Origin of the sequence: Desulfovibrio sp. (genome assembly GCF_047607245.1) — a bacterium.
GTDB lineage: Bacteria > Desulfobacterota > Desulfovibrionia > Desulfovibrionales > Desulfovibrionaceae > Desulfovibrio.
Window position 1 is genome coordinate 1 of sequence record NZ_JASGDK010000006.1, and the last position, 12,938, is coordinate 12,938.

9 protein-coding genes and 1 pseudogene are annotated in these 12,938 nt (G+C 51.7%); 2 read left to right on the plus strand and 8 right to left on the minus strand.

All coding sequences use genetic code 11. The features are described 5' to 3' along the window. Positions 1-269 (minus strand): annotated as a pseudogene (locus QM579_RS00490) (cytochrome c); the annotation flags it as partial. Continuing rightward, complete coding sequence (locus QM579_RS00495) at positions 266-847, minus strand: (2Fe-2S)-binding protein (RefSeq protein ID WP_414997281.1); 582 nt, start codon at positions 845-847, stop codon at positions 266-268. The pseudogene QM579_RS00490 and the gene QM579_RS00495, both read right to left, overlap by 4 nt. An 885-nt stretch (positions 848-1,732) precedes the next feature. Between QM579_RS00495 and QM579_RS00500 the strand changes: the two genes are divergently transcribed. Continuing rightward, entirely contained in the window at positions 1,733-2,161 is a 429-nt protein-coding gene (locus tag QM579_RS00500) for an ATPase (protein WP_414997282.1), read from the plus strand. A gap of 87 nt (positions 2,162-2,248) precedes the next feature. On the opposite strand, the gene QM579_RS00505 is transcribed toward QM579_RS00500, so the two are convergent. Next, positions 2,249-5,275, minus strand: coding sequence for a hypothetical protein (locus QM579_RS00505; protein ID WP_414997283.1), 3,027 nt, complete (start codon positions 5,273-5,275; stop codon positions 2,249-2,251). A 327-nt stretch (positions 5,276-5,602) separates the two neighbouring features. Beyond that, positions 5,603-7,234 carry an outer membrane homotrimeric porin gene (locus QM579_RS00510; RefSeq protein WP_414997284.1) on the minus strand — a complete coding sequence of 544 codons (1,632 nt, stop codon included), beginning with the start codon at positions 7,232-7,234 and terminating at the stop codon, positions 5,603-5,605. 325 nt (positions 7,235-7,559) lie between these two features. Between QM579_RS00510 and QM579_RS00515 the strand changes: the two genes are divergently transcribed. Then, on the plus strand, positions 7,560-8,486 hold the full coding sequence (locus QM579_RS00515; protein ID WP_414997285.1) for a LysR family transcriptional regulator: 927 nt from the start codon (positions 7,560-7,562) through the stop codon (positions 8,484-8,486). A gap of 124 nt (positions 8,487-8,610) precedes the next feature. Here the strand turns inward: QM579_RS00515 and QM579_RS00520 are convergent, their stop codons facing one another. Genes QM579_RS00520 through QM579_RS00535 form a run of 4 tightly spaced genes read right to left on the minus strand, consistent with a single transcriptional unit; the run spans position 8,611 to position 12,830 of the window. Continuing rightward, positions 8,611-9,366 carry an inorganic diphosphatase gene (locus QM579_RS00520; RefSeq protein WP_414997286.1) on the minus strand — a complete coding sequence of 252 codons (756 nt, stop codon included), beginning with the start codon at positions 9,364-9,366 and terminating at the stop codon, positions 8,611-8,613. A 44-nt stretch (positions 9,367-9,410) separates the two neighbouring features. Continuing rightward, entirely contained in the window at positions 9,411-10,271 is an 861-nt protein-coding gene (locus QM579_RS00525) for a hypothetical protein (protein WP_414997287.1), read from the minus strand. A 22-nt stretch (positions 10,272-10,293) separates the two neighbouring features. Continuing rightward, a complete protein-coding gene (locus QM579_RS00530) occupies positions 10,294-11,223 on the minus strand; it encodes a hypothetical protein (protein ID WP_414997288.1) in 930 nt (309 codons plus the stop codon). Positions 11,224-11,264: 41 nt separating this feature from the next. Next, complete coding sequence (locus QM579_RS00535) at positions 11,265-12,830, minus strand: SLC13 family permease (RefSeq protein ID WP_414997289.1); 1,566 nt, start codon at positions 12,828-12,830, stop codon at positions 11,265-11,267. Between the last annotated feature and the right edge of the window lie 108 nt (positions 12,831-12,938).

Sequence of the window (12,938 nt, forward strand, 5' to 3'; positions counted from 1 at the left end):
GAGAAGAGCGTACCAAAAGGCGTCGGTATGGACATGCCTCCGGCTCCCATTGGCCCTTGAGCCTGAGAATGGCAGCCAAAGCAGTCGCCAGCCAGCGCCAGTTCGCGGCCGCGCGGTATAAGTGCCTGCATCTGCTCAGGCGAAAGGGGCTGGTCTGCTTGCGAAGCCACGCTTGACATACGGAAGGTGCCAAGCAAAACAGCAAGGGCCACCACAACGCCAATTGCGATAATAACTAAAATTGAATTGCGCAGGGTACGGCTTTTCATCGCTTGTCCTCCTGACCGATAACACAGCCCGGTGTGGCAAGCGCCACATCACGCACCGCTTCGTAGTACCGCACGTAGCCCGTGCAGCGGCAAATATGGTCGTTAAGCGCCTCTTCAATGGCGGTTTCAAGGTCGGCCCGCTTTACAGGTTCACGCTTCAGCCGATCAATGAATGCTGTGGCGGCGGCAACAAATCCTGCTGTGCAGTAACCACATTGAAAAGAAAATTTTTCAATGAAGGCGGTCTGGATAGGCGTCAGTTCAGTAACGTTGCCAGCCTCATCTGTTTTGGCCTGACCTTCAATTGTAATGATAGTTTTGCCATCAAAGGAATGCGCATTGGCAATGCAGGTTCGCGTATCGACCATGCTTCCGTCTGATTTTACTTCCACAACGGTACAGGCGTGGCAAACCCCTTCGCCACAGCCAAAGTGCGTGCCGGTAAGGTTGAGGTAATGGTGTAAAAAATCGATCATTGGCATTCCTACTGGAACGTCAATGGGACCGATTTTTTTACCATTTATAGTCATGCTTAGTGGCTTTTTTTCAATTCTGGCAATGATAGCTTCTTTACTCATGACAGGGCCTTTCCAGTTTGAGGGGATTGAAAAACATATGGATATGTTGTGTCGCCGCCATGTGTAGCTTCACAATCCAGGTGTTTGGTGCATTGGGATATGTCGTTTCCATGTGTAATTTTTGATCAAAATGAAAACAGAGAGACAAACCAGTGAATTTAATACTATCGCTTGGATGGTATTCGCTCATAAGTTTAATGATTTTTATAAATAATAACAATGTTTATGAATTGTTATAAGGGTCGTGACGAAGCATGTAATCATGATGCTGTAACTAGCTTAAAAATATAAATAAAATCTATCAGTAATTAAGTGCCAGAAGGTAAAATAGTCGCGATTTTATAAAAAGAGTGTGTTGTGGGTTGATAAAATTCTTGAAATCGCAATTAACCATCTAATTTAATTAATGTAAATTATTAATAGAAGAAATTAATATGTTGTAATTTATATAGTATTACTAATTTAAAGTTGCTGAAGAGCGCGCTCGTGCTGTTAGTCACGCTGCCCTTTTCATCAAGAGTAAGGCAAGGTTTGAAAGTCAAAACCAGTAGCCTTGCCCTGTCCTTATTACGCCGACAGTGATTCACATTTATGAACGCGGGGTTAAAGGTTTTGGCTTTGCCTAAGACGCATTGACGTGTGAAATTCAATATGATTTTATAGTGAAGGTGCTCAAAACACCTCCTGAGACGGTTTCCCCACCCCGAAAGCTTGTGGGTCTTGTTGCGTCCTTTTTTGAGGACGCTCTTCCTGCATTGTATCTCCGGGTGTGGGCGAAATATAATACCGGCTTGCCGGAAAATAGTCCGCTGCTCTCAGGCAGTTTTGAGCACCCGGAGTCTTTTGTTTGAAAGGCTCCACTCAAAAAATCCTGAGAGGTGCCTTATGTCCCATCTTTCTTCAAAGGCTGTTCCACAGCTTTCAGCTTCTTCATCTCCTCAGTTTCGACCTGACCTCGAATTGCCAAGGCGGATTGAGACTTTTCAAAAAGCCGCCCAGGATTTGCTTGCCATGTATGAGCCTGCGAAAGAAGGCCAGAGGATGGACGGCGAAACCCGATGCTACTATCTCCCCGCTGGGGCCGTGCGGCATGAACAGGAACTTTTGGAAAAGTATCATGCGGATGATTTTCGGGGGCTGCTTGCTGAAATGCATATGTTGCTGGTTGGCGTGGTCAAGGTTATGCGAAGCACACCACACGACATACGCGTGAAAGGCTATGTTATTGCCAGCCTTGGTTGCCTTCTTGAACAGGCCTCCGCTTTGGTGCTGAGGATGCGCAACGTCTACGACAAGATGGAAAAAATCAGCTAGCGGATACTTCAGCCGCTCCCGGCTTGTGGCTGGGAGCGGCTTTGTTTACTAGCCCCGGCTGGGCCTTGGGGGATTTAGTGCTGCTGCCTATTTTTTCAGCTCCTGAAGGTATTCATGATGTTTTTGCAGATAAAAGGTCAGGGCCCGCGAAAAATCCTTGCCAAGCAGCCCCTGTAAAAGCTGTGTGGTTATTTCGTGTTCAAGGCGCAATAGAGAGTGCAAGGCAAGAATGCCCTGTTTTTCTTCAGCCGGAATGGCATTTATTCTTTGCCAGAAAACCTGCCGGGCACGGGGTTTGAAATACCACATGTACATCATGTCCAGCATGTGCTCCAGGGCCTGTCGCGCAACCAGCGCGTCCTTTTTGCCCAGCTGATTCCAGAATTCGCGGGGAGACTGCAGCATTTTTGCTAGGCTGCGATGCGGAAACAGCAGTTCCTGTTTTGCAAGATTTTTAAAAATCTGCGCAAACTTGCTGTCATAATCGCTTTGCCGCATGCGCAGGTAGTGGTTGCGGTCTGCAAAACCTTCAATGACTGCCGCCACAATATCCGAGGAGCATTTGGACACAATGGCAGCGCAGTTTTGCAGCAAAACCATAGGGTCAGGCAGGTGCATGAGGATAAAGCACTGCAACAAGGCCTGCCCGAGAAGCATTGACAAGGGTATGGACAGCGCACTGCGGAACAGGTTGCCGATAACGGCTTCCTTGGGCAACCCCCTGAAGATATTGTGCCCGGATATGTAGATGCTGTTGACCAGGGCGATGACCGTGTACACCATTACGGCATTGTCCTGCACGGTGATGTCCAACAGATTTTCAAGCAGCCACAGGCGCACGACCACCTCAAGAAGCGGTACGGAAATTCCCGTATACAGCAGGGAGTCGGCCATGCGGCTCCAACTGACGTAGCGGTTCCACGGCAGCAGCATAGAGCGGCTGAAGGCCCCGCCACCAACCATAGACTGTGCAACGTTGCGAACAGCAGTGATGGCGAACCAGAGTAAAGCGCCAAACCACGTCAGCACCCACCAACTGCCCACATACCAGAAGGCCCACTGCGCTGGTAGAAAACCCGCAATAATTTTGAGCGTATTGATTACGTCGCTATTGATATAAGCAGGATTCCAGAGGCTTGTTTCTGCCGCTGCCTTGCAGTTGGTAGAGGCGTTTTCGGTATTGATGCCTCTGGCGTCAACGCCGCCCAACGTTACAAGATTGCCGTCCTGTCCTACGGTGGTAGTCTTTTTTTCAAGCCCCCAGCCGCGTACAGAATGGCAGCCCATCTGGCCCAGACCGGGAAGACGTCGCAGAATTCTGATCCACCACGGTTGGGGATACTGTGGTTCATGATGTTGCTCAAAGCTGTAAATATCTGTGTGAACAGGCAGGATTAGCCTTTGCTCCTTGTCTTCCCGGCACATGGCGGTGCGGGCCTGCGGCGGCAGGGTTTCAATAAAGACAAGCCCCATGCCGTGGGTATGGTGTGAACGGCTTGTGGAGTCCGTGCCGATACGCGAGCCCAGCCGCAAGGTAGAATAATATTCCTGAAGTCTGGGCAGATGATTGAGTATCGCCTGAAATACGGGCTGCCGTTCCAAATCTTCGCGCCCTTCGCGTACGATCTGTCTGACCACCTGCTTGAGACGCAAAATGCTGCCTTCATTGATGGCTCTTTGCAGTTTGTTGATAGACGCGGCATGGTCAAGCTGCCCACTGGTCCATTCACGCAGGTTAAAAAGTTCCAGATGGGTGATGCGTCCCTTGCCTCGCCATAGCAGTTCCAGAACATCCTGAGGCGTTAACCCTGCCAGGTTAAGCACCATCTGGCACGGGTGCAGCGCCGTGAGCGATTCAAGCAGAGCTTCCGGCTTGCGCAAAAGAATTTCTGGCAAATCCTTGTGCGGTTTCTGCGGAAAAACAAGGTCAGCGTTGGCTTCTGGCCCCAGCCACACCGCACGAATGGTGTCGGGAACAAGAGCTTCCAGCCGTGTAACGCCCCCAAGTGTGGCAGCGTATTCCGCGCCAGTTTGCGTCTCCATTTTTTTGCGCAGGTAGGTACTGGCCTGCCGTATGTGCGGAACCCACTGGGAAAAAATGTATTCGGCCAAGTGCAGGGATGAAGGCTGACGTTGCCCCACATAGGCCAGAAATGCATCTTCCTGTAGGGGAGAGGGCACATCCACGCCAAGCTGCTGGGCCAGCTGCTGGGCATGTTTCTGGTTCCAGGCGCGCAGCAGGTGCAGCACATGTTGCTGGGTCCAGGTATTAACCGGGGCGTATGCAGCCAGTACGGCGGCTATATCCGGTCTGCGCAGCAAATCAATGAAAGCCTTGGGGCTGTCTGTATTAAGGGGAACCCAGGTGAACTCCACCATCTTGTCGCGCAGGCAAGCCCGAAATTCGATTCCTATACGAACGCTGATGCCCATGATGCGAGCGGCACGCAGCAGCTCACTGGCGGCTTCGGGGTCTACGGTATTGTAATAGATGACCGTCAGAAAGCGTATTCCCTTGACCCATGCGTCCATAACCAGATGGGTAGGGTTTTTGCGCCCCTTTGTGTTGGCGTCGTGTACATGATGGTCAAAAGCCTGCTGATTCCAGGCCTCGGGCATTTCCAGCAGGTGATAGCGACGCAACAGTTTGCGAATGATGCGCGGGGTGCCCCGCACGGCCTGATGAAATTCATGTGCAAGAGGCAACTGCATGTGGGCGTGCGGGCAAGAGCGAACCAGATCCTTCATGAGCTGGATGAGCACTCGGGCTGTGTTCTTTTGCAGTGGAGAATGCACGGCGTACAGCACTTCATCGTGCAAACGGCGCAGTGCGTGAAGCCTTTCGTGCGGGCCCCCGGCTTCAAGGCTTTCAAGCAGAATGATTACTGCCCGAGCCATGCGCAATCCGGGTTCCGAAGTCAGTTCAATAATACCACTTGGGTGCAGGGCCGGGTCTGGCTGGGATAATGGTTTGTTGCTGGCACGGGCGGCAGCAAAGTCGTTAACCAGACGGACGAGCTGGTGATCCTGCGGGTCAAACAGCCACGGCGCGCGGTGAGGTGAAAATTTGCCCGCGTTTGCGATTGCCCTACACGCCTTGTTTTCGACTGACATACATATTCTCGTGGACATATGATTTTTTGAACAGCCAGGTCAGTATGTTGACCCGCTTTGTTTTGAAATTTTGTATTGCTAAAGGTAGGTATGCCGCCGGAAATGGGACCCCTGCTGAGTACCCAAGCCGCCCTGTGACAGGCAGCTTGGGGTTCCGCCACAAAGTACCCTAGCTTTTTCATTAGAAAACGCTCCAGTCTGTGTCGTTGGCCCTGACTGAGTACACCCGCGGCAGGAATTCTATGCAGCGAAAGCCCCTCTTATTTCGCGTCTAAGAGGGGCTGACTAGCCCCTTCGTATTCCCATCCGAAGGGGCCCGGGGAGGATTTAGAACGAGTAATGGAAGTTCATTCCGACTTTGAACACGTTGGGGTTGTCAGGCCGCTGCACCCAGTCGCGCCCATACTTTACGCCGTCCGGTGCGGTGTAGCTCCAGGTGTCCTTGTCAAAATCAACGTAGAGGTAAGATGCTTCCACAATAAGCTTGAGGTTTTCGTAGATTTTGTATTCGGTATTCCAGTCCACTTCCATCGCCCAGTCATTGGTGGTCAGGTAGGAACCGATGGCGCCGGCAGGCGAGATGCCGCTGACGCTTTCACCCAGCATGAACTGCGATTCTGCTATTTTTTTTGGCATGTTGGAGGAGTTTGTGCCGCGCATGTAAAGAACTTTGAGGTGCGTCTTGAGGTCTTCCATCAAGGGAACCTCTCGCAGTTGCAGCGCAAGCCCCCAGAGGCCGATAGGCTGATAGGCAAACAGGCCGTCATAAGCGCCCGAAGCTGTGGTGCCTTTGAAGCCCGTATGGGTGTAGTCCCAGTTGCCCGACATGGCCGGCATACGTTCAGAACCGTTGCCAAGGTCGTCATCATCGCCTGAGCTGTACCATGCGAAAATTCCGGGCGTGCCCCAATCCATCTTGTATTCGGCCAATACGCTGGCAAACCAGCCGCTGCGGTTATAGCGGTCTGCATCCAGGGGGGCATGCTTGCCCAGCTTCTTAACCTTGCCATTGTCCTTGGTGTAGGTTTTGTCCCTGTACATGCCATTGCCGCGCTTGTTGCCGTACATGAAGTCAAATTTCAGGATGAATGGGTCAAAGCGGCTCAGGTTGGCAGACAGGCCGCCCCACCATGTGTAGGTTTCGCCACCGCCATATTCAAGCAGCATCGGGGCCTTGCCTGTACCGGTATATACGCCCATACCTTCCTGAAGTTTTTTGCGCGACGTTCTGATGAAATCTTCTGAATAATCCTTGTTAGGGTTGCGGCCTACACCGTCACCCATAGTGGCAAGCCCCAGCCAGGGCGTCATTTGCAGGCCATTAAACCGGAGTGGAACGAGCAGGCTGAAAAAATCAAGGGCATCATGATCGGGATTACTGACATCATAATTGAGGCTGTTGTGATACTGCGGGGAAGTTTCAAGGGGATTGTCATTGAGCAGCCTTGCCCACATGCCCGTTACGGATACGTTTTCATTGACGCGTGAAGAAGCCACAATGCCCGCCGCATCGTCATCAAGAACAAAGTTGCCGTCAGAGGCGAACAGGGGCAGCTTCATACCCTGAATGCCCATGCGCACCTTAATGTCGGTCCTGGGCACTTCCCAATCCAGAAAGGCGCGCTTAAGCTTGATAGGGCTGCCGTCAGCACCCAAAGCGCCGCCAACGCTCCTCCCCCTTTTTTCAGCCATACCATAATAAATGTCGCCAATTTCAAGCCCTACTGTGCCTGAAAGATATTTGGAAGCCTTGGCTTCAAGTTGTAACCGCAACCTTTCACCTGCTGAAAAGTCGTCTCCGGTGCTGCCTCCAGCTCGGCTGTTAACAAAGGCGCTGTTGGTGGCCACTTCGTACGAGAGGCTCCAGTATCCTTTGATTTTGAAATCAATGGCGCTGGCTGTGGTTGCTCCGCCAAGAGAGATAGCGGCTGCCAAAATCAGGGGGGAAAGCTTTCGCATTGGCATTCTCCATGCAGTAGTGCAGATACGGTTAATCTACTTTCAGGTTGCCCCTGCACTAGCAGCGGTCAGCCCTGCTCAGACACTTCATGCTTTTTTACTTTCTGTGTGCAGCCTACAGCAGGGGCCTTCATTGGAAGAAATCAGAATTGCCAATGATGAAGATAATGAAACGTTATTTATTGTAAAAAGGGTTATATAATATATATGTTATGACTATTTTAAAACGCATGAACCAGCAGGCAGAAATGATTGACAATTGACTCTATCTGCCACAGCATCAGTGAAATAAGACAAAATAGTACAGCATAAAATTGGTAAACGCATGAATATAGATCATTTGAAGACATTTCATAAAATTGCCGAAATCGGCAATTTTACTCAAGCGGCACGTGATCTTTTTTTGACGCAGCCTGCAGTAAGCATGCAGGTACAAAGTCTTGAAAATACTCTTGGCGTACCTTTGTTTGACCGCTCGCGCCGCAAGGTGAACCTTACAAGCGAGGGGCGGGTTCTCTACGAATATACGCAGCGTATTTTCAGCCTTGTGGGACAGATGCAGGACGAATTTCAAAGTTTGAGCAGCCTGGATACTGGTCGTCTGGTGCTGGGCGCTTCGGCAGTCATGAGCGCCTATTACCTGCCCAATTATATGGTGCTGTTTCATCAGCGGTACCCCGGCGTGACGCTGGATCTGGCGGTGCATAACTCACACATCATTGCCGAAAAAGTGTACAAGGGCCAACTGGAAGTCGGTTTCTGCGGGTCGTCGCCATCGCATCCAAACCTTCGAACCCACTTTCTGCACCGCGAACCTCTTATTGTCGTGGCCGGAAAAAAATCCGACCTGGCGAGAATCGAGCGCCCCATCAGCGCCGATGAATTGTTGGGGCACCCCTTTATCTTGCGGGAGCAGGGCACACGCGTGACCAACAAGGTTCATGAATGGTTTAAAAATCATGCAAAGAGCCCGCAACGGCCTTCATTCATGACCGTAGACAATATGGAAGTGGCCAAGCAGCTTGTGATCAACGGACTTGGCATAACGGCTCTGCCAAAGTACGCCGCGGCTCTTGAACTGGCGGCGGGGCAGTTGACCCAGTTACGGCTGAAATCTTTTGACCTGCATGTGAACTATTCACTGGTTTATATGGAAGGCCAGCGTTTGAGCCGAACGGTAAGTCACTTCCTTTCCTTGCTATTTGAACTTGGCGTGCCTTTACCAGAAGATATTCTGGCCCGTCTGCATTAGACAGTGCCTTGTGTTTTGCCCCTTAAGGCCCATAAAACTGAAAGCGCCCCACATTGGGGCGCTTTCTTTGGCAATGGCTTCTGTTAGAGGGTGTGTGAAAATGCTGTTCGCAAAGTGATCTGCTTTAGTCGCTGATATTGCGAGCCTCGGGCGAAAAATACACGTAGGGGTTGCCGTCAGGATCAAGCTTGGGCTTGTCGGCTTCCGAAATCTTGGAACGTTCGAATTGCAGGGCGGCGTCACCGATCACGCGGATGGCTTCTGTACGTTCCTTGACTCCATCGCTGCTCAGCAGGAGTTTGCCGCCCTTGTCCTTGCCCTTGTACGAAGTGAACCAGATCTGGAGGATTTCTGCTACGCCGGGAAACTGTTCGTTGAGCTGCTTGACGCTGCGAACTTTTTCAAAGGGAGAGCCCACGGCGGCCATGATAACCTTGCTGTCTTCTTCGCCGCCATCCTTCAAGGTCAGCACGCCCAGAGGGCGGGCCTTGATAACGCTGCCTCTGGGCACGGCATCACCCAGAACAACAACATCAAGCGGGTCGCCGTCGCCGCCAAGTTCCTTGGCAAGCACAGTGCGGGGCACAAAGCCGTAGTTGCCGGGGTAGGGCAGGTACTGCACATAACGGGGCTGGCCGTCTTTCTGTTCAAGGACCATAAGGCCTGTCTTGTGATCGACTTCGTATTTGGCTGTGGTTCCCGCAGGAATTTCAATCACCACGTTGACGGTGCCGTCTTGATTGTGGGTGGTGTAGTCAGCAAGAAAGTTTTTTTCACCTTTGAGCACGGACTGCTGGGCACGGACTCCCACTGATTCGCCAAAGGCTGCCAGAGGCATGGCAAGAAGGCACAAAACAAACAAAATGATATACTTTTTCATGGTATTACGCTCCTGAATGATATTGCCGATTAGCCATGCCTGGCTTAGGAGGGATCGTCATTGTAGGCGGCTTTTTCAGGAGCCGGAACACCCTTGCCGGACTTGTCTGCAGATTTGTTTGCAGGTTTGGCTGCTTCCTTGGCTTGTCCGCCAGCAGCCTCACCGGACGGCACGGCGTCCAGAGAAATGTGCTGGTACTGGGGTATGGCGAAGTGCGGCGGTTTGACGCCGGGGATCAGAAGGATATGCGCATTCTTCTTGGTCTCGGGGTCTTCATAACGCATCTCGGGGCTTTTGCGCAGAGGTTCGCTGATGTAATCGGGGGCATAGCCAAGCAGATAGGCAGCGCCCTTGCACCAGGGCTGATCGCCTGGATCAATGGTTTCCTGCATGAGCACAAAGGCATTGAGCAATTGTTCCGGGGTACGGTCGATATTGCGCTTGGAGTATCGGCCAGACTTGTTGTTGACCAGCCAGCAATTGTTTTTGCGGTCGTTGATGATTTCGCCGCTTATTCGCCCTGGGCCGCCAGCAGTACCGGAAACATGCCCATAGTTTTCAGTGGTGCCGGGCTTGCGCTGGGATTTGTCTTCTGGGCGGAAAAAACCCTTGGGATAAGTGCGGCCGTAGGGGTGAGGCGCTTCTTCAATAAGGGCCACGCCCCCTTCTGGGGTGATTACAAAATTGTACACAGGCCTTTTGACGTCAAGCACGGCGTGAGCATCCTTCGTGGCCACCTGAAGATACGGGTTAAGCAGGACATTGTGTTCTTTGTCCGCTTCATAGTGCTTGATGTAGGAGGGTCTGTTGGCGATACCGTAAAGAGCGTCAAGATTTTCAGCAGCCAGGGCCGCACCTTCCAGGGCGAAGAGCGTGCCAAAAATAACAGCAAGATATTTTTTCATGATATTGCTCCGGGGTTGGCCCTTACAGCGGCTTGTTAAGCAGTACGCGCACTTTGGAACCAATCCATTTATGCACGTCCTTCATTGCAAGTTTTTCACCCAGCTGTGCATAGAGGGTCTGCATCAGCTTTTCACCAGCCTTATGGGCTTCTATCTGCTTGGTGAAATCGCCGTCGTATCCGAATGAAAAATCATAGACAAAAGGGGCTCCGCCCTCGGTACGCGACCACGCTTCCATTGAAACGGAAAGGGGCTTGTCCAGTCCTGGCAACTCCATAAGGCCGGGCCGGCAGCGCACGCCATAGGCCACATGGGCCGTCAATTTGGTGTCGGCAGGCAGGCCGAGCTTAAGCAGCTCGGGCACATAGGCGCCAAAGTCTGCCAGGTTCATCTGGCCCAGTTCTCCGCGTGTCAGCGTAAAATTCACGGCCTTGTCCACGTAGCTTACAAGCTGGCCGTCCTTTCCAATGCCAATGTTGTCTTCAGCATTACTGCTGTTTTTTACGCCTTTGGCTTCCAGCTTGGTTGCAAGAACCTTGCTGAATGAACCGTTTATGCCCTTTACCGAGACGCGCAGGGGGCTCGCGGGGTAGCCACGTTGATAGTTGGTGGTAACGCGAATGAGAAATCCCTTTTGCCACAAGGCAAAATCAGGGGTGTCAAAATAGGTTTTGATGGTCGGCGCCAGGGCAAAAGGATCTTTTTTCTTTTCTGTCATGCGGATATTCAGCGTAGCGGCTACATCCTTTGCCTGATCCCAGATCTCTTTGAATGCCTTGGTTACATCGGCATTCACTTTTTCCGGATCTACAAGAAACTTGTATTCCCGTCCGGTAATTTCTTTCACCTGTCCTTTCCATTGCGACAGGTTCTGCTGGTATACTTCGGCGGCTTTGGCCGGAATCCCCGCCAGCAGGCCGAACAGCAACAATAGACCAAGTACTTTGCGCATAAACCCTCCGTTTGAGCTTGTCGCGCCAATGGCGCGCATTGCTACCAAAGCCTGCTGTCAAAACCCATCAGCGGCATGACGTACTGCGTCCACAAAATGAGCATTCCTACGCACGCGGCCAGCTGGAATATGCCAAACTTGAATGATTCCCAGCTGGTGTACTGATTTGTGAGGTAGCTGATATTGGCAGGCTTGGAGTTGAAATAAAGCACGTAAACCTGGTTGATAAGAAATGCCATTGGCAAACAGAAGCCTATGACATCCCATCCGAATTTTTTAGCGACGCTTATGATGATGGGAAAAAGTACGATGGTTCTGGCTGTCTTGCTTTCGCTTACAAGGGTAGTGAGAGCAAAAAGCGAAGCCAGCAGGGCGAAGACTGCCACCTTGGGCAATGAAGCTGCGTCCCAGGCATCCAGGGAATAGTGCATCCACAGGCCTACGATGTCGGTCTTGTCCATAAGCCCGCCAAGAACGTAGGCTCCCCAACTGAACATGAGCATGTGCCAGGGAATATCGGCGTCGTTCCACTTGATGACGCCAATACGCGGCAAGTTGCACACCGCAGGCATAAGCACAGCAATGGCACCCATAAGTGCTATGACCTCGGCTCGTATACCGTGGTAGCGGTCAGTGCCCCAAAGCAGAAGAACAGTAAGAAAAACAATGCCAGCGCGAATTTCAGCAGATGAAATGGGGCCAAGCTTGAAAAGCTCCTGCCGCAGCCTGTCATGGCCCCCGGCAAGTTTGGGCGTGGAGTCTTCTTTGCGGATGGGGAATATCAGGCGTGTGCCCGTGTACCAGGCAAAAGCGCACTGAATGATGGACAAGGGCAAAAGGGCCATGATCCAGTCGCTGTAGTAAACCTTGTAACCCGCATTTTCGAGCAGCTGCGCCGCAAGAAGATTGGCTGCCGATCCTGTAATAAAGGCAGAAGCAGAAACGTTGTTGGCCAGCAGGTTTTGCAGAACCATATTGCGGCCCACATTATTGCGGTTTTCGCCGCCTGTGGATCCGTACATGGCGGATATGACCATGAACAGAGGAAGAAGCAGGGCTGTTTTTGCTGAAGTGGCGCTGATGAATGCGCCCAAAAGCAGATTAAGGGCGATAAAGCAGGCCAGAATGAGTGTAACATTATTGCCCATTGATAAAACCACATAAAGGCATATGCGCTTGGCAAGCCCGGTGACAACAAGGGCGCTGGCCATGATGAAGCTGGCGATGTTAAGAATCATGACCGGTTCGCCCAGCATGGCAAAGGCCGGGCGCATCTTCATAACGCCGGTGAGAATGGTTGCAACAATAATGAGAAATGAGGTCAGGTAGTTGGGAATGGCTTCAGAAAGCCAGAGAATAAGCGATGAAACAAAGATACCTAGTGCCGCATAGCAATGCTCGGGCGCAACCTTTGTTTGTTCTTCAAAAACCCCGATGGGGCCGCACCATTGCAGGTAAAAATAGAGAAAAGAGATAATGCCGAGCGGAAGACCTGCAAACTTGATGCGGTCCATCCAGACGCCGCCCTTGAGATCAGGAAGCTTATCAAGCGAATAATTCCTGATATCCAAGGGGTCAAAGGCCTTGGTGCTTGCTACTTGCGACACGTTGCCTCCTTGATCTGGCTCCTTCCCAAAGGCCACGGGAGATGACCTTTGGGAAGGCGCTGAAACGTCGTCAGAAGTGAGGGGCTGACGACTGCTTCAGCAAATTAC

Excerpts from the sequence above, each read along its gene's own strand:
- QM579_RS00495 (WP_414997281.1), bottom strand. The coding sequence starts at position 847 with ATGAGTAAAGAAGCTATCATTGCCAGAATTGAAAAAAAGCCACTAAGC.
- QM579_RS00500 (WP_414997282.1), top strand. The coding sequence starts at position 1,733 with ATGTCCCATCTTTCTTCAAAGGCTGTTCCACAGCTTTCAGCTTCTTCA.
- QM579_RS00505 (WP_414997283.1), bottom strand. The coding sequence starts at position 5,275 with ATGTCAGTCGAAAACAAGGCGTGTAGGGCAATCGCAAACGCGGGCAAA.
- QM579_RS00510 (WP_414997284.1), bottom strand. The coding sequence starts at position 7,234 with ATGCGAAAGCTTTCCCCCCTGATTTTGGCAGCCGCTATCTCTCTTGGC.
- QM579_RS00515 (WP_414997285.1), top strand. The coding sequence starts at position 7,560 with ATGAATATAGATCATTTGAAGACATTTCATAAAATTGCCGAAATCGGC.
- QM579_RS00520 (WP_414997286.1), bottom strand. The coding sequence starts at position 9,366 with ATGAAAAAGTATATCATTTTGTTTGTTTTGTGCCTTCTTGCCATGCCT.
- QM579_RS00525 (WP_414997287.1), bottom strand. The coding sequence starts at position 10,271 with ATGAAAAAATATCTTGCTGTTATTTTTGGCACGCTCTTCGCCCTGGAA.
- QM579_RS00530 (WP_414997288.1), bottom strand. The coding sequence starts at position 11,223 with ATGCGCAAAGTACTTGGTCTATTGTTGCTGTTCGGCCTGCTGGCGGGG.